Below are 24088 nucleotides of genomic sequence, written 5' to 3' on the forward strand. Positions count from 1 at the left end.
TTGTTCGCGTCCCTGTGTGGTTCCCAGGAAACAACCTGGGCACCCGTAGTGCATAAAAGGATACCGAGCCTGGTTGCTCGGACGTCGACTTGCCCACCCCGCCGCGTGTGGGGGTGGTGCGTTGAGGCGTTCGGTGGTTTTGGCGAAGGGGAAACACCCGGTCCCATCCCGAACCCGGAAGTTAAGCCCTTCAGCGCCGATGGTACTGCATGGGAGACTGTGTGGGAGAGTAGGACACCGCCGGACTCTTATTACGGAAGGGCCCCGCCGACACGGCGGGGCCCTTTCTCATTCAAGGGGTCCGAAAGTGTGGTTCTCCTGCCGGCCCGCGACCGATTCGGTGGAAACGTGCGCGGGGTCAAGAGAACCCTCACCGGATCACCTTGTCCAGAAACGCGTGCAGGTTCGCATGGGCACGGGCGACCTTCTCCTCCAGAGTCAGCGATTCATCGAGCCCACCACCCGCGACGGATTGCTTCTTGCCGCGAACGTAGAGCGAGCAGTCCAGATCGCCGCACAGATACTGCCCGACCGAGTTTCCCTGGCGGCCGGCCTCACCGGTTCGGCGCGCGGTCATCAAGGCGACCCCGCCGCCCGTCCGCGTGGTCAGGCACAGCGAGCACATGCTGCGCGAAGTGAAGCCGCGGGACGCGCCGGAGGCGACGCGCAGCGAGAGACCGACAAGGCGGTCGTCGCGTTCGGCGACGAGGTAGGCGCGTCCGGGTGCGCCGGGATCTTGCCAGCCCAGGAAATCCAGGTCGTCCCACGGCAGGTCGGTGAAGTCCTTGGGCAGGTCCAGGCGCTTGGCCTCGCCCTTGGAGCAGTTGACGAAGGACGTGCGTACGTCGCGTTCGGTCATGGGTTTCATGAGCAGCGAGGCTAGTTCTTCCTAAGTAGCTTAGGCAAATGGTTAGATGTCGTAGGCAAACAGGAAGGGACCCATGGTTCGTGCAGGAGTGACCGTCGAGCGTCTCACCACGGCGGCTGCCGAGCTGGCGGACGAGGTGGGCTTCGACAAGGTGACCGTCGCAGCGCTGGCGCGCCAGTTCGGGGTCAAGGAAGCCAGCCTGTACTCGCACATCAAGAACGCGCACGACCTGAAGACACGGGTGGCGGTGCTCGCGCTGGCCGAGCTGGACGACGAGGTCGCCGCCGCGATCGCCGGACGCGCGGGGAAGGACGCGCTGGTGGCGTTCGCAGGCGCGTACCGGAACTACGCCAAGCGGCATCCGGGCCGGTACGCGGCGGCTCGGATGGAGCTGGACCTGGACACCGCGCTCGCGAGCGCGGCGGGACGGCACGCGGAGATGACGCGAGCGATCCTGCGCGGCTACGAGCTGTCCGAGCCCGACCAGACGGACGCCGTACGCATGCTGGGCAGCGTGTTCCACGGTTATGTCAGCCTGGAGACCGCGGGTGCTTTCCAGCACCACCCACGCGACGTGGAGGCCTCCTGGCACCGGACCCTGGACGCCCTCGACGCCGCCCTCAAGAACTGGCCCCCGGCCTGACGCCTGAGGCAACCGCGACATTGCCTCGTGGTCGCCGGCACGACGGCGGCGGCGACGCTTGGAGTGGCTAGAAGTCCTTACCGGCCAGAACGGTGTCGGCGTCGACTATGCGGTAGGCGTAGCCCTGTTCGGCCAGAAAGCGCTGCCGGTGGGCGGCGTAGTCCTGGTCGAGGGTGTCGCGGGCGACTACGGCGTAGAAGCGGGCTCCGCTGCCGGACGCCTTGGGGCGCAGGAGTCGTCCCAGGCGCTGGGCCTCTTCCTGGCGCGAACCGTAGGCACCCGACACCTGGACGGCAACGGACGCCTCGGGTAGATCGATGGAGAAGTTCGCCACCTTCGACACCACCAGGACGCTGATCTCGCCGGAGCGGAACGCGTCGAAGAGGCGCTCCCGTTCGCGGATGCGGGTCTCGCCCTTGATGACCGGGGCGTCCAGGAGGGCGCCCAGTTCGTCCAGCTGGTCGATGTACTGGCCGATCACGAGTGTCTGCTCGCCTTGGTGCCGGTCGACCAGTGCCTTGATGAGCTTGGTCTTGGTGTCGGTCGTGGCGCAGAAGCGGTAGCGCTCCTCGGGTTCGGCGGTCGCGTAGGCGAGGCGTTCGGAGTCGGTGAGGGTGACGCGGACCTCGACGCAGTCGGCGGGCGCGATCCAGCCCTGGGACTCCATGTCCTTCCAGGGGGCGTCGTAGCGCTTGGGGCCGATCAGGGAGAACACGTCGCCTTCGCGGCCGTCCTCGCGGACGAGGGTGGCGGTGAGGCCGAGCCGGCGTCGCGCCTGCAGGTCCGCGGTCATGCGGAAGATCGGCGCGGGCAGCAGGTGCACCTCGTCGTAGACGACCAGGCCCCAGTCGCGGGCGTCGAAGAGCTCCAGGTGCGCGTAGGCGCCCTTCCGGCGGGTCGTCATGATCTGGTAGGTGGCGATGGTGACCGGCCGGATCTCCTTCTTCGTGCCGGTGTACTCGCCGATCTCGTCCTCGGTGAGGGACGTGCGGCGGAGCAGCTCCTGCTTCCACTGGTGCGCCGACACGGTGTTGGTCACGAGGATCAGCGTGGTCGCCTGCGCGCGGGCCATGGCGGCGGCGCCGACGATGGTCTTGCCGGCGCCGCACGGCAGGACGACGACACCGGAGCCGCCGTGCCAGAACGCGGACGTCGCCTCGTCCTGGTAGGAGCGCAGCTCCCAGCCGTCCTGGACGAGGGAGATGGCGTGGGCCTCGCCGTCCACGTAGCCGGCGAGGTCCTCGGCGGGCCAGCCGAGCTTGAGCAGGGCCTGCTTGAGCGCGCCGCGCTCGCTCGGGTGGACGGCGACGATGTCGTCGCCGACCCGGTCCCCGAGCATGCCTTTGATCTTCTTCGCCCGCAGGACCTCCTCCAGCACCGACCGGTCGGAGGACGACAGGACGAGCCCGTGCACGGGGTCCTTCTCCAGCCGCAGCCGCCCGTACCGCGCCATCGTGTCGGCGACGTCCACCAGGAGGGCGTGCGGGACGGGATAGCGGGAGTACCTGATCAGAGTGTCGACGACCTGCTCGGCGTCGTGGCCGGCGGCGCGGGCGTTCCACAGCGCGAGCGGCGTCACCCGGTACGTGTGGACGTGCTCGGGCGCCCGTTCCAGCTCGGCGAACGGGGCGATGTCCTTGCGGCAGGCACCGGCCAGATCGTGGTCGACCTCCAGCAGCAGTGTCTTGTCGGACTGGACGATGAGCGGACCGTCGGTCAAAGCAGAAGCCCCCGTCGCGATGTCGATGATCGATGCCACGTCCGGACACCCGTTGCCGCACGCTACCCCAGCGCGGCGGCGTGCCGTGCGATCCGGACGGGAACGCATGCTTCAACGACCGCGGCCGCCCCGCTCTTCCCGAGTCTCCTGACCCACCCGGCACCCGGGGCCGCTGCGCCGGCCTGCGATCCGCGTGTGCCTCGCGGTCTGCGCGGGTGCCGTGCGCTTCGCGCCGGTCTGCGGTGGTCGGGGTTAGATGCCGGAGGTCGAGTCGTAGCCGGAGTCGGAGTTGATCACGACGATGACGTAGATGATGCCGATGACGATCCCGCTGATGATCGACAGGGCGAACAGGATCCAGCCCGCGATCGTCAGCTTGCGGGCCGACTCGGGGTCGGTGTGGACGCGGCCCATCGCGATCGCGGACACGATGGCGCCCGGGATGCCGAGGATGCCGCAGCACAGCAGGACGCTGGCGATGTTGCAGACGAGGCAGGCGGTGGTGGAGCCGCTGCTCGTCTGGCGGACGGGCACGCCCGGCGGCCCGTAGGCATAGCCGGGAGGTTGCGGGGCCCCGGGATACGGTGATCCGCCCCAGCCCTGCGGCCCGTAGGGGTCCTGCCAGCCGGGCGGGTTGCCGCCGTATCCGCTCACGAACGGGCCTCCTCCGCACGCCAGATGTGATCTATAAGACTAGGACTTCTGGAACGCCGAGGGGGTTCCATTTCGCCCAGAAGATCACTTTCGCCGGCTAGGTCGCGGGGTCGTCGTCCAGTTCGGAGACGCCGGTGATGCGGTGCAGTGCGAAGCGGTGCACGGCGGCGCGGGTGGCGTCGTAGCCGGTGAGGAATCCGCCCTCGACGCGGACGGGTGCCACGATGCGGCTGGACGCCTGGCCCTGCTGGTCGAGGTAGCCGATCCAGACGCGTCCGCCGCGTTCGACGGCGGCGCGGAGCCGCTCGATGGTGGCCATCGCGGGCGAGCGCGGCGGCTCCCCGGCCGGCGCCTGCCGGGCGTGCTCGGCGCCGTGCCGGGACGCCTCGTCGCCGGCCCGCAGCGCGCGCACCGCGGCGGAGACCATCGAGGCGTCGGCGCGGGCGCCCGGGCGGAGCCGGACGATCTCGGCGGTCGGCGGCGGGTCGGCGCGCTGCGCGTCCGGCCGAGTCACGATCACGCCGCCGCCGGGGGCCTCGGCGACCGGGGCGAGGCCCATGGCGCGCAGGGCGTCGAGCAGGTCGGCGCGCTGCAGCCCGGACGCGAGGACGGTCGGCGCGAGCCGGTGCAGCCGCAGCGGCTCCGCCCGCCGGTCGGCGAGGATCTCGTCCAGCGTCGCGGCGGAGTCGGTGCGGACGTACGACGACAGGGCCCCGACGCGCAGATGCCCGTGCCGCCGCGCCACGTCGTCGATGAGGTAGGTGAGCGGCTGCGGCAGCGGCGTCGCGGAGTGCCGGGTCAGCAGGTCGGTGACGTCGGCGGCGGAGCGCCCGGCGTCCAGGGCGCGGCGGACGGACTCGGGCGTGAACCGGTAGACGGTGGCGCCGCCGGTGGACTCGACGTCGGCGGCGAGCGCGAGTTCGCGGGCGAGGTCGGTGACCAGCGGTCCGGGCGCGACCGCGGTCAGGTCGGCCTGGAGGAGGATCTCGTCGACGGGCGCCGGGAGGTACTTCTCCAGGGCGGGTTCGGGGTCGTCGCCGGCGAGGAGGTCGCGGGCGAAGGGAACGAGTTCGCCGAACCCGGTGAGGCCGAGCGCGGCGGCCTCGCGCAGCGTCCAGGCGAGGAGCCGTTCGCGGGTCGGGCCGCCGCGGCGGGGCCGCAGCCAGCCGAGCCGGGTGCGCAGCGCCTCCTCGTCGACGAGGGCGCCGCGCCCGGCGCCGGCGAGGACGTCCAGGATCTCGCGGCGGGTGGCGGGGGCGCTGGACCGCACCATCGCCTCGCTGAGCGCGTTGATCAGCCGGTCCCGGTCGTCGCGTTCCCCGGCGAGGCCGGCGGCGCGGTCGGACTTCAGCCAGCCGCGCGCCAGCTCCGTCCAGCGGCCGGCGGTGTCGCGCATCAGCCACAGGTCGTAGGCGGGGGTGGGCAGCCATTCGCCGTCGAGGTCGCCGCTGCGGGTGAGCAGCCCGGCGGCGTAGGCGGTCTCGGCGAGCAGCGCCGCCTTCCACTCCGGGACGTCCAGCAGCGTCGCGGCGGTGCGCAGGTCGCGGACGGCGAGGCCGCCGCTGCGCAGGACGGGCGGCGGTTCGAGGCCCCAGCGCTCCAGGAGTTCCTCGATGAGCCGGACGGCGCCCGCGGCCTCGCCCGCGGCGGCGCGGACCACGACGTCCTCGGCGCGCGGCTCCCCGGCCCGGGACGGCAGCGGCGGCGGTTCGGCGGGGACGTCCCGGAAGAGGCGGCCGGCGCGCAGATGCAGCGCGACCTCGCGGGGCAGGGTGACCGTGCGGTCGTCCTCGGCGGCGAGGAGGCCGCGGGCGAGGAGCCGCTCGATGGGGGTGGTGGCGGTGCTGATCCGGACGGGACGGCGCGCGTCGGCGACCCGTCCGACGGGCGGCCCCCACGCCAGTTGGTCGAGGGCGGCCGTCGCCTCGGGGCCCGCGTCGTCGATGAGCGCCGCCGGCTCCGCCAGCAGTTCGGCGAGCCGGTGCAGGAGGCGCGCGGCGTCGGGGAACCCGCGCGGCGCCTCGCCCTCCAGATCGGTGAGCAGGTCGGTGAGCCGCTCGACCGGGTAGCCCGCGAAGACCTCCCGGACGGGCGGTCCGAGCGCGGCCGGATGCGGCAGCCCCTGCCGGACGCCGGGCGCCGTGGCCGGCGTGCCGTCGCCCCAGACCAGCCCGTAGCGGCGCAGCGTGCCGAGCGCCTCCCCGACCTGCGCCGGCGTCGCGCCGACGCCCGCGGCGAGCGCGTCCGGCGTCGGGTCGGCGAGGACGAGGAGGGATTCGAGGACGGCGAGCGTGAAGCGGTCCAGCCGGTCGAGGGCGCGGGACACGGCGGCGGGCGTCGCGGCGCGGGCGGCGAGCGCGGTCAGGTCGGCGGGGACGGGGGCGAGCAACTCCGGACGCGCGGACAGCAGCGCGCGCAGCTCGTCGTCGCCTCGCGCGCGGAGCCAGTCCGCATACGTGTCCATAGCCGTACCCCAACCTTATGTCGCGTGCACGCCGCGGCATGCGCAGTCCCCAGGGTAGGAGCCCGCGGGGCGTGCCCGAAGCCGGCGGGGGTACCGGGGTGCCGCAGGTCAGGTGGCGGGTGTGCGCTCCAGGTGCACCAGCCCGAGACCGAGCCGCGCCCAGCTCTCCACGAACCGCTTCTCGTCGATGCGGGTCGGAGGCTCGTACATCGACTCGTTCGCCAGCCAGTAGTTCACCACCGCGCCGCCGAGGATCGAGGCGATCGCGGGCCAGTCCTCGTCGGAGCCCTCGAACTCGGGCTGGGCGGCCAGCCAGGTCGAGATCCCGTCGTACAGCGGGTTGACGATGCCCTCGCGCATCTCCGCGACGAGGTTCGGGAACTGGTCGAGGTCGCGGAACAGCACCCGGATGAGGTCCTGCTCCTCGCGCATCTTCGCGAGGCCGGCCTGGCAGGTCATCCGCAGCCGGATCTCCAGCGGGCGGTCCTCGAAGACGGTCGCCTGGCTGAGGACGTCGCTGATCTGCCGGCGGGTCCGCTCGATGTGCTCGCGGATGCCGGAGGCGAGCACCTCCTCCTTCGACCGGAAGTGCCGGTAGAGGCCGCCGGCGCCGGGGGACAGCCCCGCCGCGGCCTCGATCTCCGCGACCGACGTCGCCGCGTAGCCCCGGTCGGCGAACAGCCGGAGCGACTCGGAGACGATGCGGTCCCGCGTGGGTGGCGTCATGGTGATGAGTTCCTCCGGAAGAACACTAAGGCATGTTGGGGCCGCGAGCCGCCGCCCCCGGCCGCGCGGCACGCCCGAATTCGTGATGCGTCTCGTCCGGGGCCCCGGACGACTAGAGTTCGATGCCGCACGCCCCGTCGCCGGAAGGGGCGTCGCCGGAAAGGTCGACGATGTTCAAGTCTCCGCGGAAGGCGGCGGGCGGGGCGTTCCTGCCCGAGGACTTCGTGGTGCCCACGCTGGTGGCGGGGCCCGACTTCCAGATCCGCCCGATCACCGTGCACGACGTGGTGAAGGACTACGGCGCCGTGATCGGCAGCCTGGACCGGCTGGCCGGCCGGTTCGGGCCCGAGTGGGGCTGGCCCGACAGCGAGTTCACCTTCGAGCAGGCCCTGATCGACGTCGCGTGGCTGCAGAAGCAGGGGCAGCTGCGGCGCTCGTTCAGCTACGTGGTGATCACGCCGGACGGGGAGCGGCAGCTCGGCCGCATCCATGTGGCCCCGTCCGACGAGGCGGGCGCGGACGCCGTCGTGGTGTTCTGGGTCCGCGCGGACGAGGAGAACTCCGTCCTGGAGAAGGAGTTGGAGGCGTTCGTCCGCCAGTGGATGACGACGGCCTGGCCGTTCGAGGACGTCCGCTTCCCCGGCCGGGACTAGGCCGCGCCGAGGCTAGGCCGAGGCTAGGCCGAGGCTAGGCCGCGCCGGGGCTAGGCCAGGCGGCGGACGAGGCCGACGACGATCCGGCCGATCACCAGGTAGACGAGGCCGGCCAGGCCGTAGTTGACGGCGACCTCCGTCTTGTGGCTCGCGGGCTGGAAGACGTCCTTGAACTGCCAGCACAGGTCGGTGGCCCTGTCCCCGAACCAGCGGACGAGGTCGTTCGCCGTGTTGGCCTCGAACGCGACGAAGACGATGTGCACGGCCAGGACCAGCACGACGACCGTGGTCACGACGGACACCGTGGTGGCGAGCGCGCCGACGGCGCGGCGGCGGGCCCCGGCCGCGCGGGCCGTGAACGGCCGCCGGGCGCGCGGGGCGCGGTGCTCGCCGCCCGGCTCCGTGCGGGTCATGGCGTGCTCATGCGTGCGCTCCGGCGCGTGCTCGTGTGCGTGCTCATGCGCGGGGGCGGCCTGGTCGGGCGGCCGGTCGGGGTTGTCTGCCATGTGCGGCCTCTTTCACCGGGGGGCTGTGCGGGCGGCGGACGGGGGTGATCGTCCTTGGGGTCGGGGTGGGGTGTTCGGGGACTGTGCTTTCCCTGGTCAGCTGGTTTGTGGTCGAGGGCTCGGGTATATCCGAATCACGGTCCCGTGCTCTCCTACTCGGATCCCGTCGCATCGCCACTACCAGGAGAGCGCGGGTCCTTTCCTGTGTCCAGACCCTTACCCTGTGGGACGTGCTTGATCTCGTTCCTCCCGCTTCGTCCGGCGCCGGGTTCGCCGTCGGTTTCGACCTTGATCTGACCCTTGCCGACACGCGCGCCGCGATCGGCGCCGTGTACGCCGCCCTCGCCGCGGAGACGGGCGTCCCGATCGACACCGAGGTCGTGGTGGGGCGCATCGGCCCGCCGCTGGAGGAGGAGCTGGCCCACTGGTTCCCGGCGGCCGAGGTGCCGGCCATGGCCGCCCGGTACCGGGCGATCTACCCGGGCATCGCGATCCCGGCGACCGTCCTCATGCCGGGCGCCGTCGCGGCGCTGGACGCGGTGCGGGCCAGGGGCGGGCGCGTGGTCGTCGTGTCGGGCAAGAACCAGGCCGACACCGAGCGGACCGTCCGGTTCCTCGGGCTGCGGGCGGACGCCGTGGTGGGCGGGCTGTTCGGCGCCGACAAGGGCGCGGCGCTGCGCGAGCACGGCGCCGGCGCCTACATCGGGGACCACACCGGCGACGTGGACGCGGCGCGGGCCGCGGAGGCGGTGGCGGTGGCCGTCGCGACCGGCGCGTTCGATTCCGCGGCCCTCGCCGCCTACGGCGCGGACGTCGTCCTGCCCGACCTGCTGGCCTTCCCGGCGTGGCTCGGCGGATTCGGGGCAGCCTGAGCTGCGAGGCGATATCCGGGTGCCGTCGCGCGACGTCCCGGATAGCGTCTGAGGCGTTGCCCCGCAGGCGTCGCAGCGGGTACCCGGCATGTTCACCGGCCCGCGGCGAGGCACTAATCTTGGGGGCGATTTCAGGACGATTACCGAACGAGGTCTCCGGTGCCGACTGGCAAGGTCAAGTGGTACGACTCCGACAAGGGGTTCGGCTTCCTCACCCGCGATGACGGCGGGGAGGTCTTCGTGCACTCATCGGCGCTGCCGGGCGGCGTCACGACGCTGCGGCCGGGCCAGCGCATCGAGTTCGGCGTGGTCGAGGGGCGCCGCGGCCAGCAGGCCCTCCAGGTCCGGGTGCTGGAGTCGCTGCCGTCCGTCGAGAAGACCATCGCCAAGCAGCGGCGCAAGAAGCCGGACGAGATGGTCGTGATCACCGAGGACCTCATCAAGCTGCTGGACGACATCTCCAACACCTACCGGCGCGGCAAGCACCCGTCCCCGGCGGAGGCCAAGAAGATCGCCACCGTGCTGCGGGCGGTCGCGGACGACCTGTCCCCCTGACCGACCGGGGTCAGGCGCGCATCTCCGGGTGCGCGTCCTTGACCGTCGTGGGCGGGGCCGGGCGGCGGCTGCGGCGGCGCGTCCCGGCCTGGCGGGACACCAGCAGTCCGAAGGCGGCGGCGAGCGCCGCCGCGACGGTCGCGAGCGCGACGCGGCCGTCCGCGACGATCGACATGCCGAGGCCGAGCAGGCCGCCCAGCACCCAGCTGAGCTGGTGCAGCGTCTCCGACACCGCGAACGTGGACGAGCGCATCTCCTCGCCGATCTCGTGCTGCACGACCGCGTCCATGGACAGCTTGCCGAGCACCTGGCCGAGTCCGGCCGCGGTCGCCACGGCGAGGGCCGCCCACAGCCCGAAGAACGCGGCGCCCGCCGCCGTCACGCCGGTGACGGCGGCCAGCGTCGCGGACACGATGAACCGGGGCGCCCGCGCCTTCATCCAGGCGCCGAGCGCGGTGCCGATCAGCCCGCCGGCGCCCGCGCACGCCGCCAGCAGACCGAGCGCGACGTGGTGGGACACCGGGTCGAACCGCTCCTGCCGCAGCAGGAACGCCAGGTAGATGATCAGGAAGCCGGAGAACGCGCGCAGCACCGCGTTGGCCTCCATCGCCTCCGCGACGACGGGCCCGACGCGCGGCAGCGCCCGCCATCGGCGCGCCTGCGCGGTGGCCGTTCCCGGCTCCGCCCGCTCCTCGGGGACGTCGATGTGGCCCGGCAGCCGCATGGTGAACACGACGCCGAGCAGGAACACCACCGTGCCGATGCGGAGCACCCAGCCCGCCCCGATGAGGACGGCCAGGCCCGCCGCGACGGGCGCGGTGATCGACGCCGCGATGAGCCCCGCGAACGAGGCGCGCGCGTTGGCCGTCACGAGCGTGATCTCGTCCGGCAGGACGCGCGGGGTGACCGCCGCCCGCAGCACCCCGAACGCCTTGGACAGCACCAGCACGCCGAACGCGGCGGGCAGGAACGTGACCTGGTCGCCGTGCGGGAGGGCGCCCGCCATCGCCCAGCACAGCAGCGCCCGCATCACGAACGTGCTCGCGATCGCGTACCGGCGGACGTGCCGGGCCCGGTCCAGCGCCGGGCCGATCAGCGGCGCGACCAGCGCGAACGGCGCCATCGTGACGACGAGGTAGAGGGCGATCTGGCCGCGCGCCTGGTTGACGTCCAGGCCGAAGAACAGCGTCCCGGCGAGCGCGACCGTGACCATGGCGTCGCCGGCGGAGTTGAACGCGGACGCCTCGATCAGGCTGCCGAGGCCGCTGCGTCCGGCGCCCTGCGCGTGCGTGACGCGGCGGGTGAGCCGGCCCGTCCCGAGCACGGCCGAGCGCGCGCCGCGGCCCGCCCGCGCCGTACGCGCGGCGGCGGCGCGCAGGGACTGCCCGACCCTTGCCCGTACTGCCATGCGCCCTGGTCTCTCCCAGCGGCCGGTCCGGCTCGTCACCGGGGCACGGCCATCGGAGTCGTTCGCTTGAGGGTACGTTCCCCGCCGGAATGAAGGCTCACCTCGGCCCGGCCGCCCGGCCGCGTGTCCGGTCACGTCCTCCCATGGGCGAGAATTGAGGTGTGAGCCCACAGCGCCAGTCCAGCCCCGCGCGTCCCGCCGCCGCGCGCACCACGTCCGGTCCCCTCCGCCGGACCCGCACGCCCGCCGTAGACACCGCCTGCGCCGAGGCCGTCGACCTCGCCCGCGGGGCCGCCGCGGACACCGCCCATCCGCTGGGTGTCGGCGAGCACCTCGGCCTCCAGCCCGATGCCGACCGCGTGGTCACGCACTACTTCGAGTGCCTCGACCCCGGCTACCGGGGCTGGCGCTGGGCGGTCACCGTCACGCGGGCCTCGCGCGCGAAGAACGTGACGGTGAGCGAGTGCGTCCTGCTGCCCGGCGACGAGGCGCTGCTCGCGCCGCCGTGGGTGCCGTGGCTGGAGCGGCTGCGCCCCGGCGACCTCGGTCCCGGCGATCTGCTGCCGACCGCGCCCGACGACGTCCGGCTCGCCCCCGGGTTCACCCAGGTCGACGACTCCACCGACCGCGAGGCGCAGTGGGAGCTCGGGCTCGGCCGCGTCCGGGTGCTGTCCCGCGAGGGCCGCGACGAGGCGGCGACCCGCTGGTACGAGGGCGTCGCCGGGCCTCGCGCGCCCATCGCCGCGTCCGCGCCCGCCCAGTGCTCCACCTGCGGCTTCTTCGTCGGCCTGGCGGGCGATCTGCGGCAGGTCTTCGGGGTCTGCGCCAACGAGTACGCGCCCGACGACGGCCGGGTGGTCTCCGCCGACCACGGCTGCGGCGCCCACTCCGAGGCGGTCTCGATCCCGGCCGCGTCCGAGCACAACCCGCCGGTGATCGACGAGCTGCGCTACGACGTCGTCCCCGCCGAAGACGAGGACACGGCGTCCCTGGACGACGAGGCTCTCGGTCACAGCTGACATGCCGGACATCTTCGGCACGCGGGCCCTCCGTGAGCGCGTGCTGCGCGCCTGGGCCGAGTCCCCGGCGCGCTTCCGCGAGGACGCGAACGCCGAGGAGGACCACGCCCTGGGCGGCTACCGGGACCGCGTGGTCATCGAGCTCGCCCAGAACGCCGCCGACGCCGCGCTGCGCGCCGCGGTCCCCGGTCGCCTCCGCCTGACCCTGCGGACGTCGCCGCCGGGCACCGTCCTGACCGCCGCCAACACGGGTTCGCCGCTGGACGCGCCCGGAGTCGAGGCCCTCTCCACCCTCCGCGCGTCCGCGAAACGCGACGAGACGAGCGCGACCGGCCGCTTCGGCGTCGGCTTCGCCGCCGTCGTGGCCGTCACCGACACCCCCGTCATCGCGTCCGGGGATGCGGGAGTCGGGTGGTCGCGGGGGCGGGCCCGGGAGCTTGCCGAGGCGGTGCCCGCGCTTGCGGGGGAGGTCGGGCGGCGGGGCGGGCATGTGCCGTTGCTGCGGCTGCCTTTCGCGCTGGACGAGGTGCCCGGCGTCCCCGCCGGGTTCGACACGGTCGTGCGGTTGCCGTTGTTCGAGGACGCGGCTGCGTCCGTCCGGCGGCAGTTGGGGGACGTCGGGCCGGCGCTGATGCTGGCACTGCCGGCGTTGGAGCGCGTCGAGATCGACGTCGACGGGGACGTGCGTGAGCTCACCGCCGAGCGGCGTGCCGACGGCGAGGTCGTCATCAACGGAAGTTCGTGGCGGACGGTCGAAGCGCATGGGGAGATCCCCGCGGCGCTCCTGGCGGACCGTCCCGTGGAGGAGCGGGCACGGCCGTTCTGGCAGGTTCGATGGGCTCTGCCGGAGGACGGGTGGCCCGAGGGCATGCCGAGCGTCGTGCACGCGCCCACGCCCAGTGACGAGCGGCTCGACCTGCCCGCCCTGCTCATCGCGTCGTTCCCGCTGGCGCCCGATCGGCGGCATGTCGCGCCCGGCGCGTTGACCGAGTTCCTCGTGGAGCGGGCCGCCGACTCCTATGTGCGGCTGCTGGGCGAGGCGCCGGTGTCGCCGCGCGTGCTCGATCTCGTGCCGGGGCCGGTGGGCGCCGGAGAACTCGACGCGCGACTGCGGCGCGCGATCCGGGAGCGGTTGCCCGAGGCGCCCGTGCTGCCGCGTCGGATGCGCGGGCGGGACGCCGTCGCCGTCGACGCGCCGGCGGCGTTCGTCGAGGTCCTCGGCGGCGCGGACGCCGTGGTCGGCGGGCTGCTGCCGCCGGAGTGGCCCGCGCGGAGCGCCGCGCTGGCGGCGCTCGGGGTGCGGCGCGTCGACCTGGCGGACGTGATCGACGAGCTGGCCGCTGTGGACCGGGAACCGGCGTGGTGGCACCGGGTGTACGGGGCGCTCGACGGGGCCGCCAGGGACGCTCTGGGCGCCCTGCCGGTGCCGCTGGCGGGCGAAGCGGCGCGGGTCGTGCGCGGGCCGCGGGGGCTGCTGATCGCGGACGGCGTCGATCCGGCGGGGCTGGACGCGCTCGGGCTGCGGTTCGTCCACCCGGAGGCCGTCCACCCGCTGCTGACGCGGCTCGGCGCGATCGAGGCGGGCCCGCGGACGGTGCTGGCGGATCCCGGGGTGCGAGCGGCCGTCGAGGAGTCGTTCGAGGCCGATGACCCGGATGCGGTCGCGGACGCCGTGCTGGGGCTCGTGTGGGCCGCGCACATCGATCCCGGCGACGAGCCGTGGCTGGCGGAGCTGGCCCTGCCGGCGGACGACGGCGAGCTCTACCCGGCCGGCGAACTGCTGCTGCCGGAGAGCCCGCTGCGCGGGCTCATGGCCGACGACGCGCCGTTCGGCGTGGTGGACGGCGAGGTCCTGGAGCGGTGGGGTGCGGAGACGCTCGCGGCCGTCGGAGTCTTGGACGGGTTCGCGCTCGCCAGGGCCGAGGACGTGAACCTGCAGGGCCTCGCCGCTGAGACCGAGCCTCTCGACCTGGACGACGAGGACCTGTGGGCGGACGAGGCCCTGAGACGGATCGGGCCGCAGGACCTCCCGCCCCTCGTACCGGAGTTCGCGGCCGTCCGCGACCTGGAACTCGTCGATGACTGGGCGGCGGCGCTGCGGCTGCTGGCCGGACCGCCGTGGCGAGCCGCGATCGTGGATCCCGCCCATGCCGCCCTGCACGACGGCAGGCGTGTCGCCGTCCCGTCGTACACGGCGTGGTGGCTGGGCCGGCGGCCGGTCCTGGACGGCCGCAGGCCGGGGGAGTTCCGGCTAGGCGGGGACGAGGCGCTGACCGGGCTCTACGACGTCGCGCCAGAGGGCCTGGACGAGCGGCTGCTGCTCGCCTTGGGTGTCCGCACATCGCTCGAAGAGCTGCTCGACGAGCCTGGCGGTGCCCAGGAGCTGCTCGACCGGCTCGCCGACCCCGACCGGCCCGTCACCCGCACTCAGCTGGGCATCCTGTGGACCGCGCTGGCCGACGCACCAGAAGCGGTCATCGAGCCACCCGACCACGTGCGGGCCATCGTGGACGGTGAGGTCGAGGTCGTGGACGCGGGGGACGCCCTCATCCTGGACGGCCCCGACCTCCTCCCGCTCCTTCAAGGACAACCCCTCGTCATCGCCGCTCAGGGACGCGACACCCGCCTCACCGAACTTCTCGATCTCCCCCTGGCCGGAGAGGAGATACCGGGCGAGGTCGGTTCGGAGGCTGAGAAGCGTCCCGTGCCGCACGCGGTAAGGGCCGTCCTGCCGGACGCCCCCGCCGACTACCTCGCCCACGATCGCCTCATCGTGGACGGCCAGGACGTCCCGTGGTGGACGAGAGACGGCGAAATCCACGCGAGCGGGATTCAGGGGCTGGCGCGGGCGCTCGCCTGGTCGACCGGGAACTGGGCCGGCCGCCTCCTGGTCGAGGCGGTCCTGCGCGACCCGGAGGCGCTGCCCGTCCTGCTGGCCGAAGCCGACCTGGAGCCCTAGCCGACCCGCTCGCGCTCGGCGGCGCGCGCGGCGTCGGCACGGGCGCGTCCCGCCTGGAGCCTGGGCACGTACCACAGGGCGAACAGGCCGATCCCGATGCCGGCGGCGCACACCCACAGCCACCAGCGGTCCTCGGACGGCAGCCCGGCGATGAGCAGCACGACGAGCGCGACCGCCCAGGCGGCCGTGCCCGCGGCCGCGATACGGACGTCGTTGGTCTGCATCGGCGGCGGGTCCGGGCGGCGCGGTCGGCTCATGGTCCTCAGGCTACGTGGCCGGAGCGGGGCTCGTCCTCCGGTGACCGGGGTGATGAGCGGCTCAGAACCGGCCTGGCGGAACGCCGGCGCGGGCGGCGTGGCAGCATGGGCACCAGCACCGGGAGACCAATGACGATGACAACGCCACCGATCCGTGGCCGCACGGCGTCCGCGCCGGGGCTGGCCGAGGAGCTGCGCATCTCGATCGCGCGGCTGACCCGCCGCCTGCGCACGCTGCGCCCGCCCGCGGCGGGCGACGGCGGCCGTCCGCTGTCGCTGACGCAGTTCGCCGCGCTCGCCGCCATCGAGCGGCACGGGTCGATGACGCCGCGCGAGCTGGCCGACCACGAGAAGGTGCAGCCGCCCTCGATGACCCGCGTGATCGCCCATCTGGAGGACCGCGGGCTCGTCGCGCGCAGCCCGCATCCGACCGACGGGCGGCAGGTCGTGCTGAACGCGACCGAGGAGGGCGCCGCCCTGCTCGCGGACGAGCGGCGCCGCAAGGAGGCGTGGCTGGCCAGGCGGCTCGACGAGCTGACCGCCGACGAGCGGGAGATCCTCCGCCGGGCGGCCCCGATCATCGACCGGCTCAGCCGCTCCTGACGCGCCGGTGCGGCGGGCCGTGTCCGGCGGCACTTGCCGGAATGGCGATAGCCCGATTAACGTTAGCTTTGGTAATGACTTCTGCTAACGACACCCCTGGGGAACCGAAGGGGGCCGCGACGCGCGGCCTCCGCCCCAAGGCTCCGCCCGCAGAAGACCTCCCCCGACGAGACGGACCCGTGTCGGGCGGCGTGGGCGCGCGGGCCGGGATGTTCCGGTCGCTGCGGAACCGGAACTACCGGCTTTACGCGGCGGGCCAGGTCGTCTCCAACACCGGCACCTGGATGCAGCGGGTCGCGCAGGACTGGCTTGTGCTCGAACTTGCGCACGGGAGCGGTACCGCGCTCGGTATCACCACCGGTCTGCAGTTCCTGCCGATGCTGCTGTTCGGTTTGTGGGGCGGGGTCATCGCCGACCGCTATCCCAAGCGGCGCATCCTGATGCTCACGCAGATTTCCATGGGTGTGCTGGCTCTGATTCTCGGGCTGCTCACGGTGAGCGGGAACGCGCAGGTCTGGCATGTGTACCTGCTGGCCTTCGGGCTCGGGGTCGCCACCGTCGTGGACAACCCCACGCGCCAGGCGTTCGTGGTGGAGATGGTCGGCAAGCGGGACCTGCCGAACGCGATCGCGCTGAACAGCGCCACGTTCAACGGGGCCCGGCTGCTCGGGCCGGCGGTCGCCGGGGTGCTCATCGCGTTGATCGGGACCGGGCCGGTGTTCCTGGTGAACGCCGCCTCGTTCGGCGCCGTCCTGTTCGGGCTTTACGCGATGCGGGCCGATGAGCTGCAGGACGCCCCGGCGGTCAAGCGCGCCAAGGGGCAGCTGCGCGAAGGGCTCCGCTATGTGCGCGGGCGACGGGATCTCATGCTCGTGCTGGTCCTCGTCGGGTTCCTCGCGACGTTCGGGATGAACTTCACCACGACGGTCGCGCTGGTCGCCAAGGAGGTCTTCCACACCGACGCGTCGGCGTTCGGGCTCGCGTCCAGCATGCTGGCGCTCGGGGCGCTCAGCGGCGCGCTGCTGGCGGCCAGGAGAGTGGCCAGGCCGCGGCTGCGGCTGCTCGTGGCGATGGGCCTGGTCTTCGGGACGCTGGAGGTCGTCACCGGCCTGATGCCGACGTACTGGCTGTTCCTGGCGCTGCTCGTCCCGACCGGCATCGCGATGATGACGATCACGACGGCGGCCAACGCGACCATGCAGCTCGGTGTGTCCCCGGAGATGCGGGGACGCGTCATGGCCCTCTACATGCTCGTCTTCCTCGGCACCAACCCGGTCGGGGCGCCCGCGATCGGCTGGCTGGCGGAGCACTTCGGGGCGCGGATGAGTCTCGTCCTCGGCGGGCTGGTGTCCGTCCTCGCGGCGCTCGCCGTCGGAGCGGTGGCGGCACGGGGCGAGGGACGGGCCGCGTTGCGGCGGCTGCGTCCCGGGCTGAGGACGGCGGGCCGATCCGCGTGACAACGGTGCCGTCTGCTGAAAAGCTGGCCGGGTGGCCCTCCGGACGCTCCCATGAGGCTTTTCGTGGCGCTCGTACCACCACCGGACATTCTGGACGAGCTTGAGGAGGCCGTCCGCCCGCACCGGGACGCGGTGCCGGAGCTGCGCTGGGTGCGGCGCGACCTGCTGCACGTCACGCTGACGTTCCTCGGCGACGTCGACGACCGCACCCTCGACCGGCTGCTGCCCCGGCTGGAGCGCGCCGTCGGGCGGCACGAGCGGATGAGGCTGTCGCTGGCGGGCGCGGGCGCGTTCCCCGGCAGCGGCGCGCACGCCCGCGTCCTGTGGACGGGCCTGTACGGCGACCGCCGCGGGCTGGCGCGGCTCGCCGCGTCCACCACCGCCGCCGGACGCCGCGTCGGGACCCTGCCGGACAAGCACCGCGGCTTCCGCCCCCACCTGACGCTGGCGCGCTCCCGGCGGCCGGTGGACGTGCGGACACTGATCGACCCGCTGTCGGCGTTCGCGGGCCTCCCCTGGACGGCCCATTCCGTCCAGCTGATGCGCAGCCACCTGCCCGGCAAGGACTACAGCCAGGTGACGTACGAGTCGCTGAAGACCTGGTCGCTGCGCCAGAGCCCCGGTGGTGAAAGCTCCGGTGGTGAAAGCTCCGGCGGTGAGGGCTCCGGAGGTCAGAGCTCCGGCGGGGGCGGCGCGGGACGGTCGGCGTCCGGCGGCCCCCACGGGACGCCGTAGCGCTCGCAGGCGCGGCGCAGCTCGTCCAGGTCGGGCGGGAACGTGATCTGCCGCAGCACCCGCCCGGACGGGGCCCACACCACGAGGCGCGGCATCCGCTCCGCCGACTCGTCGATGCCGACGCCGCCGACGCGGTCGCGGGCCAGGTCCCATTCGACCTTGCCGCGCCGGGTGACGACCGCGAGCCCGGCGGACGACACGCGCAGCTGCGACCGGTTCCGGTCGTACAGCCAGTAGCCGAAGAGGCCGATCGCCAGCCCGGCGGGCACCGACCAGCTCGCCGTGGCGTTGAAACCGCCCAGGTCGGGGCCGAGCCAGACCGCGCCCAGCAGCGCCACCGCCTCGCACAGCAGCACGCTCATCCCGTACGTCCCCATGCGGGAGCGGCGGGTCGCGTCCAGGAGCGCGCCCGGGGCCGTGGCGGGGCTGGGCGGCGCGGAGACGGGGAACGCGACGTCGGCCGGCCGGGGCGCCGGGACGCCGCCCGCCGCGTCCGGGCCGCCGCCCTCCGGCGCCCCGGGCTGCGCGGGCAGCGCGGCCGCGGCCCGTTCGGGTTCGGGCGCCGCGAGCGTGGACACGGCGGAATGGAACGCGGCGCTCATGTACGCGTCGTACTCGGCGTCGTTGACGGGCAGGCCCGCGCGGCGCGCCGAGTCGCGCAGGTCGGTGCGGGAGATCCGCAGCGCCGATAGCGGCGCGGCGAAGAACTCGTCGCCGTCGGAGTCGTACAGCCGGACCCACGCGTGCCCGCCGATGGTGAGCAGTTCGATGCCGCCGATGCGGTCCTCGGGCATCTTCAGCACGACGTCGCCGGCGGCGTCCGCCCAGCCGAGCCCGCCGTCGGTGACGACGAGCCGCCCGCCGGGCACCTGCGCGAAGATCTCCGGCAGCCCTTCGAGGCCGTAGTCGGGGCGGCGCGGCGCCCGCGCCCCCGGAGTGATCACGCGGTAGCCGTGGTCGTCGAGGGCGTGCGCGAGCTGGAAGCCGTCCAGGCCGTGCGCGGGCAGCCGGGCGACGAGCTCCAGCCGGTGCCCGAACGCCAGCGCGGCGAGGTCGGCGCGGCGCGGCTCGCCGCTGACCGGGTCGAGGCGCAGGCCGGGCCCGACGACGACGGCCGCGACGTCGCCGGCGCGCAGGTCCTGCACCTCGCGGCGGCGGCCGGGACGGGCCCGCACCCGCAGCCGCTCGGCGGTGATCGTCCAGCGGATCTGGGCGGCGCGCAGCAGCCGGCGGCGCGCCGCGAGGACGCCCGCGATCGCGGCGAGCACCCAGCAGCCGGCGGCGAGCCGGGCGCCGAACTGGCTCGTCCCGTCCAGCGCGATCCGGACGATCATCACGGCGCCGAGCAGCGCGGTCAGCGCGCCGAGCAGCATGATCCGGCGGCGGCTCGGCAGCGGCTCCGGCGTGTCCAGCCGCTGCTCGCCGACCCGGCCGGCCCTGCCGCGGACGGGCCGGTCGCCCGTGGACGGCTCGGCGGGCGGCTCGTACGCCGCCGCCAGCAGCGCGGCCTCCTGGTCCAGGAGGCGCTTCTCGGCGGCGTGGTCGCGCGGCAGCGGGCCGCCGCCCGGGATGTCGTCCTCCAGCCCGGAGGCGCGCAGCGCCTCGTCGAGCGCCGGGTCGAGCAGGTCGGTCGCCTCGCCGTCCAGGACGTGCATGGGGATGCCGAGCCGCCGCGCCGTCACGAACACGGCGAGGGGCTCCAGGCCCATCGCGGTCATGCCGCCGACCGCCGTCCGCCCGAAGCGGTGGAAGACGGTCAGGACGCCGTCGCCCGTGGTGATGGCCAGGCCGTCGAGGCGGGACCGCTCGTAGGACACCATGACGAGGCCGCCGCGGCCGATCTGCTCCAGGCCCGCCGCCGACAGCCGCCAGTACGGGCGGGGACGGCGGCGGCGCGCGTCCGGGATCGCGCCGAGCAGCCACGGGATCGAGGCGACGGCGCCGATCAGCGCGGCCCACAGCCACACCGGGCGGATCGGCAGCAGCGCCAGCGCCACCGCGAGGACGGTGAACGGGCCGGCGGCGACCGGACGCCACCGGCCGCCGGAACCCGCGAGGCCCACCAGCTCATGCTCCACAGTCCGCATCCTCACACGGGTCCCCGCGGGACCGTCGCCTCCTTCCACGATCCGGTCGTCCTCCGAAAGCCTTTTCCATCGTGCCGGTCAGGTTGTACGGGCGACTCCCGCCACCCGGTTCCCGCGCGTCACCGCCGTCTCCTCAGCAGGCCGTAGCCGACCGCGCCCGCGATGCCCAGCGCGAGGAACAGCCCGGCCCGGGTGCTGGAGGCGTCCCGGTGGCCCTCGACGGTCTTGCCCGCCGTCTCCGCGTTCGTCGGCGAGGGCGCCGGCGACGGCCGCGCCTCCTCCGGCAGCGGCACCTGGTAGACGGGCTGGCTCTTGCCCTCCGACCCCACCAGCAGCGACCTGCCGTCCGCCGTGTAGGTGAGCGACTCGCCCTGCGCCTGCACGGGCAGGTCGATCGACTTCAGCGACTTGCCCGGCCTGCCGTCCGGCTGGACCGAGTAGAGCCGGGCGCCGAAGTACGTGCGGATCACGCAGGTGCGGCCGTCGGGGGAGAACGCGCCGTCGGTCGCGATGGCGGGCGCGTCGCCGACCTTGCGCATGACGTTGAACCCGCTCGTCCGCAGCTTCGCGGGCGCCTCGTAGATCTTGCCGCCGAACAGCTTGCTCGCGATGTAGAGCCGGTTGGTCCTCGGGTTGATCATGAGCGTCTCGGCGTTGCGCGGCCCGTCGGCGTACTTGATCCTGAACGCGGTCGCGCGCAGCGTCCGGCTCCGCAGCTGCGCCGGCTCCGGGATCCGGTACACCGTCACGTACGGCCAGGCGCCGCCCAGGTTGTCGCCGATGTCGGCCACGAAGATCGCCGGGCGGCCGCGGTCGTCGCGGCCGAGCGCGATGGCCTCCCAGTCGCGGGCGCCGGCGCCGCCGACCGTCAGCACGGCGCGCACCCGCCCGTCCGGGCCGAGCGCGTAGATCTTCGGGACGCCGCCGGAGTCGTTGTGCGTGTAGACGACGCCCGGATGCCGCGCGCTCGCCGCGAGCCCGCTGGACTCGGTGATCCGCGGGTCGCTGATCGTGAACGCCACCCGGTCGCCGTTGCGCGCGGACGCGGCGGGGGCGAAGACCGCGACGGACGCGCCGGTGAGAGCGAGGGCGGCGGCTGCGCGAGCGACGATGCGGCTTGCTGACATGGCCTGATCATCCCCGTTCCGCGCCCCGCCGATCATATGGCCCGCACCGGTCAGCTCAGCAGCGCACCGACGACCACGGCGAGCACGAGCGCGGTCAGCACGGTGGGAAGCAGCCATCGGGGCGCGCGGTTCACGGGTCGAGCTTATTCGGCCGCATGCACGACTCGAACCGTCCGCCCATGATCTGCATCTCATCTGACATGTGCGGATTGTTCGGGTTGGTACGTTCGCCGTTCGCCGCCGACCCCGGGCGGGCGTCGGACGTGTTCGTCACGCTGGGCATGCTCGCCGAGGAGCGCGGCACGGACTCGGCGGGCCTCGCGCTCCTCGGCGCGTGGCCCGGCCTAGGCGCGTGGCCGGGCCTCGGCGGCCCCCAGGGCGGCTGCCGGGTGGTCAAGGGGCGCGGCCGCTTCGGGGAGGTCTGGCGCCCGGCGTACGTGCCCGAGCTGGACCGCTCGCCCGTCGCGCTCGGCCACACCCGCTGGGCCACGCAGGGGACGCCGCTGGATCCGCGCAACGCCAGCCCGATGGCCGTCCAGGACGTCGTCGCCACGCACAACGGGGACATCGACGCCGCCGGCCTGCGGGCCCGCTTCGCGCTGCCCCCCGCGTCCGGCACGACCGACAGCGAGTCGATCTTCCAGCTGCTCGCCGGCTGCCGGGTGCCGTCCGACGTGACCGCCGTCCTCGAAGCCGTGGTCGGACGGGTCGCGCTCGCCTGGGTGCACCGCGACCGGCCGACCGAGGTGCACCTGGCCAGGGGCGCCCTCAGCCCGCTGACCGTCGCCGTGGACACCGACCAGAACATCTACTGGGCGTCCAACCCGCGCTGGTTCCGGGACGCCGAGCGCCACACGAGCGTCGAGTTCGCCGGCGTCGTCATGCTCCGCGAGGGCACCTACGTGAAGATCGGCATGGAACGCCGCCCGGGACGCCGCGACATGCCGGAGATCCTGACGACCGCGAAGTTCGTGCCCACGGCCCGCGACACCGACCTGGACCCGCGCGTCTGGACGGGCTTCACCCGCGCCGACCAGGAACGCGACCGCGCCGGCCTCCTCCACCACGCCGGCCGGTGCTGACCGGGCTCCCGGGGGCGCGGCGTGGCGCCCCCGGGAGTTCGAACGTCCCTCAGAGGCGCTCGACGATGTAGTCGACGCAGGCGGTCAGGGCCTCGACGTCGTCGGGGTCGATCGCCGGGAACATGCCGATGCGCAGCTGGTTGCGGCCCAGCTTGCGGTACGGCTCGGTGTCGACGATCCCGTTGGCGCGCAGCGTCTTCGCGACGGCGGCCGCGTCCACGTCGTCGTTGAAGTCGATCGTGCCGACGACCTGGGAACGCTGCGCCGGGTCGACCACGAACGGCGTGGTGTACGAGGTCTTCTCGGCCCACGTGTAGAGCCGCCGGGACGAGTCGGCCGTGCGGGACGTCGTCCACTCCAGACCGCCCCGGCCGTTCATCCACTCGATCTGCTCGGCGAGCAGCAGCAGCGTGGCCACGGCCGGGGTGTTGTAGGTCTGGTCCTTGGCGGAGTTGTCCACGACCGTCTTCAGGTTGAAGAACTCCGGGACGTACCGGTCGGACATGGCGATCTCGTCGATCCGCTCCAGCGCCGCTGGGGACGCGAGCGCCACCCACAGGCCGCCGTCCGCCGCGAAGCACTTCTGCGGCGCGAAGTAGTAGACGTCGGTCTCGGACACGTCCACGGGCAGGCCGCCCGCGCCCGACGTGGCGTCCACCAGGACGAGGCCCTCGCGCGCGATCGTGCCCGCCGGGCGCCTGATCGGCATCGCGACGCCGGTCGAGGTCTCGTTGTGGGTGAGCGCGTAGACGTCGACGTCCTCCTCGGCGGACGCCTCCGGGTGGGTTCCGGGCGGGCCGGTGATGACGGTCGGGTCCCCCAGCCAGGGAGCGCTCGTGGTGACCTTGGCGAACTTGCTGGAGAACTCACCGAACGTCAGGTGCTGCGAGCGCTGCCGGACGAGCCCGAACGCGGCCGCGTCCCAGAACGCGGTGGTGCCGCCGTTGCTGAGCAGGACCTCGTAGCCCTCCGGCAGGGAGAACAGCTGGGCCAGCCCCTCCCGGACGCGCCCGACCAGGGACTTCACCGGCTTCTGGCGGTGCGACGTCCCCATGTAGGTGGAGCCGGACTCGGCCAGGGCGGCGAGCTGCTCGGGACGGACCTTGGAGGGACCGCACCCGAAACGGCCGTCCGCGGGCTTGAGATCGGCTGGAATGTCAATGGCTGGATTAGCGCTGTCGGTCACTTGTAGAAGGCTATCCGACCTGCTACGAAGATCGCGGTCCGGGTTCACATGCCGAGACGCCGGTGCCGCCACGCCCAGGTGAGCAGGGCCGCCAGCGCCACCGCGCAGACGGCGGCGACGACGCCCGGCGGATAGATCCACTCGTCCCCCCTGGAGTGCGCCTCGACGGCCGTGCCGACGGAGTCGTAGACCAGGAACGCGAGGAGCAGCGCGGCGGCGACGACGGCGATCCGCCCCGACACGGCGTTCGTACGGCGCCGCCGTACTTCGCGCTCCGCCTCGTATCGCCGCAACTCCGCGGCGGCATCGGCCTTCTCCGCCCCTGTGGCGGCCGCAGGGCCGATGTCACCGTCGAGTGGCTCGTCGGGGTCTTGGCTCATGCGTCCAATAATGACAAAGTGGCCAGGTTTCGCCTCCCCCGAGCCCCCGAGCGGAGAAAATCTCGGTCCATGCGACGGTCTGCGGCGTCCAAGAGCGGACGGCCGGGGGGAGCGGGCGAGAGCGACC

General features: G+C 73.6%; 22 protein-coding genes and 1 rRNA gene. 11 read left to right on the forward strand and 12 right to left on the reverse strand.

Annotated features, from left to right (window positions below):
- The first annotated feature begins 129 nt into the window (after positions 1 to 129).
- Positions 130 to 246: ribosomal RNA gene (rrf, locus tag AL2_RS33330) — 5S ribosomal RNA — on the forward strand.
- 124 nt (positions 247 to 370) lie between these two features.
- Here the strand turns inward: rrf and AL2_RS33335 are convergent.
- Entirely contained in the window at positions 371 to 868 is a 498-nt protein-coding gene (locus AL2_RS33335) for an FBP domain-containing protein (protein ID WP_067640806.1), read from the reverse strand.
- Positions 869 to 941: 73 nt separating this feature from the next.
- Between AL2_RS33335 and AL2_RS33340 the strand changes: the two genes are divergently transcribed.
- Positions 942 to 1511: a TetR/AcrR family transcriptional regulator gene (locus AL2_RS33340; RefSeq protein ID WP_067640808.1), complete on the forward strand. Its 570-nt coding sequence runs from the start codon at positions 942 to 944 to the stop codon at positions 1509 to 1511.
- A 67-nt stretch (positions 1512 to 1578) separates the two neighbouring features.
- On the opposite strand, the gene AL2_RS33345 is transcribed toward AL2_RS33340, so the two are convergent.
- The 4 genes from AL2_RS33345 to AL2_RS33360 form a co-directional block, all read right to left on the reverse strand.
- Positions 1579 to 3231 (reverse strand): DNA repair helicase XPB, encoded by a 1653-nt coding sequence (locus AL2_RS33345; protein ID WP_067640810.1) that lies wholly within the window; start codon positions 3229 to 3231, stop codon positions 1579 to 1581.
- Positions 3232 to 3483: 252 nt separating this feature from the next.
- Complete coding sequence (locus tag AL2_RS33350; protein ID WP_067640812.1) at positions 3484 to 3885, reverse strand: DUF4190 domain-containing protein; 402 nt, start codon at positions 3883 to 3885, stop codon at positions 3484 to 3486.
- A 97-nt stretch (positions 3886 to 3982) separates the two neighbouring features.
- Positions 3983 to 6349 carry a helicase-associated domain-containing protein gene (locus AL2_RS33355; protein WP_067640814.1) on the reverse strand — a complete coding sequence of 789 codons (2367 nt, stop codon included), beginning with the start codon at positions 6347 to 6349 and terminating at the stop codon, positions 3983 to 3985.
- A gap of 108 nt (positions 6350 to 6457) precedes the next feature.
- On the reverse strand, positions 6458 to 7075 hold the full coding sequence (locus AL2_RS33360) for a TetR/AcrR family transcriptional regulator (protein WP_067640816.1): 618 nt from the start codon (positions 7073 to 7075) through the stop codon (positions 6458 to 6460).
- Between the two features lie 170 nt (positions 7076 to 7245).
- On the opposite strand from AL2_RS33360, the gene AL2_RS33365 reads away from it, so the two are divergent.
- On the forward strand, positions 7246 to 7728 hold the full coding sequence (locus AL2_RS33365) for a hypothetical protein (RefSeq protein WP_067640818.1): 483 nt from the start codon (positions 7246 to 7248) through the stop codon (positions 7726 to 7728).
- Positions 7729 to 7778: 50 nt separating this feature from the next.
- On the opposite strand, the gene AL2_RS33370 is transcribed toward AL2_RS33365, so the two are convergent.
- The gene (locus tag AL2_RS33370) at positions 7779 to 8234 is read right to left on the reverse strand and encodes a hypothetical protein (RefSeq protein WP_067640820.1); all 456 of its coding nucleotides are present in this window, start codon (positions 8232 to 8234) and stop codon (positions 7779 to 7781) included.
- 230 nt (positions 8235 to 8464) lie between these two features.
- On the opposite strand from AL2_RS33370, the gene AL2_RS33375 reads away from it, so the two are divergent.
- Together AL2_RS33375 and AL2_RS39920 are read left to right on the forward strand one after the other, a co-directional pair.
- On the forward strand, positions 8465 to 9106 hold the full coding sequence (locus tag AL2_RS33375; RefSeq protein WP_067640822.1) for an HAD family hydrolase: 642 nt from the start codon (positions 8465 to 8467) through the stop codon (positions 9104 to 9106).
- Positions 9107 to 9265: 159 nt separating this feature from the next.
- Positions 9266 to 9661, forward strand: a complete 396-nt coding sequence (locus tag AL2_RS39920; protein WP_067640824.1) for a cold-shock protein — start codon at positions 9266 to 9268, stop codon at positions 9659 to 9661.
- A 10-nt stretch (positions 9662 to 9671) separates the two neighbouring features.
- Here AL2_RS39920 and AL2_RS33385 read toward each other — a convergent pair whose 3' ends face one another.
- A complete protein-coding gene (locus AL2_RS33385; RefSeq protein WP_083947163.1) occupies positions 9672 to 11069 on the reverse strand; it encodes an MFS transporter in 1398 nt (465 codons plus the stop codon).
- A 161-nt stretch (positions 11070 to 11230) separates the two neighbouring features.
- Here AL2_RS33385 and AL2_RS33390 point away from each other — a divergent pair, with 161 nt between their 5' ends.
- A complete protein-coding gene (locus tag AL2_RS33390; RefSeq protein WP_067640826.1) occupies positions 11231 to 12088 on the forward strand; it encodes a DUF3027 domain-containing protein in 858 nt (285 codons plus the stop codon).
- Between the two features lies 1 nt (position 12089).
- Positions 12090 to 15047 (forward strand): sacsin N-terminal ATP-binding-like domain-containing protein, encoded by a 2958-nt coding sequence (locus AL2_RS33395; RefSeq protein ID WP_067640828.1) that lies wholly within the window; start codon positions 12090 to 12092, stop codon positions 15045 to 15047.
- On the opposite strand, the gene AL2_RS33400 is transcribed toward AL2_RS33395, so the two are convergent.
- Positions 15044 to 15304, reverse strand: a complete 261-nt coding sequence (locus AL2_RS33400; RefSeq protein ID WP_067640830.1) for a DUF2530 domain-containing protein — start codon at positions 15302 to 15304, stop codon at positions 15044 to 15046. The genes AL2_RS33395 and AL2_RS33400 overlap by 4 nt on opposite strands.
- A gap of 135 nt (positions 15305 to 15439) precedes the next feature.
- Between AL2_RS33400 and AL2_RS33405 the strand changes: the two genes are divergently transcribed.
- The 3 genes from AL2_RS33405 (at position 15440) to thpR (ending at position 18099) form a co-directional block, all read left to right on the forward strand.
- Positions 15440 to 15907: a MarR family transcriptional regulator gene (locus tag AL2_RS33405; protein ID WP_067640916.1), complete on the forward strand. Its 468-nt coding sequence runs from the start codon at positions 15440 to 15442 to the stop codon at positions 15905 to 15907.
- 209 nt (positions 15908 to 16116) lie between these two features.
- Positions 16117 to 17364 carry an MFS transporter gene (locus AL2_RS33410; protein ID WP_067640918.1) on the forward strand — a complete coding sequence of 416 codons (1248 nt, stop codon included), beginning with the start codon at positions 16117 to 16119 and terminating at the stop codon, positions 17362 to 17364.
- 51 nt (positions 17365 to 17415) lie between these two features.
- Entirely contained in the window at positions 17416 to 18099 is a 684-nt protein-coding gene (thpR, locus tag AL2_RS33415) for an RNA 2',3'-cyclic phosphodiesterase (RefSeq protein WP_067640832.1), read from the forward strand.
- Here the strand turns inward: thpR and AL2_RS33420 are convergent.
- Together AL2_RS33420 and AL2_RS33425 are read right to left on the reverse strand one after the other, a co-directional pair.
- A complete protein-coding gene (locus tag AL2_RS33420; RefSeq protein WP_067640834.1) occupies positions 18036 to 20177 on the reverse strand; it encodes a hypothetical protein in 2142 nt (713 codons plus the stop codon). The two genes, thpR and AL2_RS33420, sit on opposite strands and share 64 nt — an antisense overlap.
- A gap of 128 nt (positions 20178 to 20305) precedes the next feature.
- On the reverse strand, positions 20306 to 21313 hold the full coding sequence (locus AL2_RS33425; protein WP_174550902.1) for a hypothetical protein: 1008 nt from the start codon (positions 21311 to 21313) through the stop codon (positions 20306 to 20308).
- Between the two features lie 179 nt (positions 21314 to 21492).
- Here AL2_RS33425 and AL2_RS33430 point away from each other — a divergent pair, with 179 nt between their 5' ends.
- The gene (locus AL2_RS33430; protein WP_168444709.1) at positions 21493 to 22395 is read left to right on the forward strand and encodes a class II glutamine amidotransferase; all 903 of its coding nucleotides are present in this window, start codon (positions 21493 to 21495) and stop codon (positions 22393 to 22395) included.
- Between the two features lie 49 nt (positions 22396 to 22444).
- Here the strand turns inward: AL2_RS33430 and serC are convergent, their stop codons facing one another.
- Entirely contained in the window at positions 22445 to 23581 is a 1137-nt protein-coding gene (gene serC / locus AL2_RS33435) for a phosphoserine transaminase (protein ID WP_067640844.1), read from the reverse strand.
- A 44-nt stretch (positions 23582 to 23625) separates the two neighbouring features.
- Complete coding sequence (locus tag AL2_RS33440; RefSeq protein ID WP_067640846.1) at positions 23626 to 23961, reverse strand: hypothetical protein; 336 nt, start codon at positions 23959 to 23961, stop codon at positions 23626 to 23628.
- Positions 23962 to 24088: the final 127 nt, after the last annotated feature.

It is taken from the genome of Actinomadura latina NBRC 106108 (assembly GCF_001552195.1).
Taxonomy (GTDB): domain Bacteria; phylum Actinomycetota; class Actinomycetes; order Streptosporangiales; family Streptosporangiaceae; genus Spirillospora; species Spirillospora latina.

What these genes read in the sequence shown, in the direction of transcription:
- AL2_RS33395 (WP_067640828.1), top strand. Translation starts at nt 12,090, where the DNA reads ATGCCGGACATCTTCGGCACGCGGGCCCTCCGTGAGCGCGTGCTGCGC.
- AL2_RS33410 (WP_067640918.1), top strand. Translation starts at nt 16,117, where the DNA reads ATGTTCCGGTCGCTGCGGAACCGGAACTACCGGCTTTACGCGGCGGGC.
- AL2_RS33360 (WP_067640816.1), bottom strand. Translation starts at nt 7,075, where the DNA reads ATGACGCCACCCACGCGGGACCGCATCGTCTCCGAGTCGCTCCGGCTG.
- AL2_RS33355 (WP_067640814.1), bottom strand. Translation starts at nt 6,349, where the DNA reads ATGGACACGTATGCGGACTGGCTCCGCGCGCGAGGCGACGACGAGCTG.
- AL2_RS33335 (WP_067640806.1), bottom strand. Translation starts at nt 868, where the DNA reads ATGAAACCCATGACCGAACGCGACGTACGCACGTCCTTCGTCAACTGC.
- AL2_RS33440 (WP_067640846.1), bottom strand. Translation starts at nt 23,961, where the DNA reads ATGAGCCAAGACCCCGACGAGCCACTCGACGGTGACATCGGCCCTGCG.
- AL2_RS33430 (WP_168444709.1), top strand. Translation starts at nt 21,493, where the DNA reads ATGATCTGCATCTCATCTGACATGTGCGGATTGTTCGGGTTGGTACGT.
- thpR (WP_067640832.1), top strand. Translation starts at nt 17,416, where the DNA reads ATGAGGCTTTTCGTGGCGCTCGTACCACCACCGGACATTCTGGACGAG.
- AL2_RS33385 (WP_083947163.1), bottom strand. Translation starts at nt 11,069, where the DNA reads ATGGCAGTACGGGCAAGGGTCGGGCAGTCCCTGCGCGCCGCCGCCGCG.
- AL2_RS33365 (WP_067640818.1), top strand. Translation starts at nt 7,246, where the DNA reads ATGTTCAAGTCTCCGCGGAAGGCGGCGGGCGGGGCGTTCCTGCCCGAG.
- AL2_RS33400 (WP_067640830.1), bottom strand. Translation starts at nt 15,304, where the DNA reads ATGAGCCGACCGCGCCGCCCGGACCCGCCGCCGATGCAGACCAACGAC.
- AL2_RS33340 (WP_067640808.1), top strand. Translation starts at nt 942, where the DNA reads ATGGTTCGTGCAGGAGTGACCGTCGAGCGTCTCACCACGGCGGCTGCC.
- AL2_RS33405 (WP_067640916.1), top strand. Translation starts at nt 15,440, where the DNA reads ATGACAACGCCACCGATCCGTGGCCGCACGGCGTCCGCGCCGGGGCTG.
- AL2_RS33370 (WP_067640820.1), bottom strand. Translation starts at nt 8,234, where the DNA reads ATGGCAGACAACCCCGACCGGCCGCCCGACCAGGCCGCCCCCGCGCAT.
- AL2_RS33425 (WP_174550902.1), bottom strand. Translation starts at nt 21,313, where the DNA reads ATGTCAGCAAGCCGCATCGTCGCTCGCGCAGCCGCCGCCCTCGCTCTC.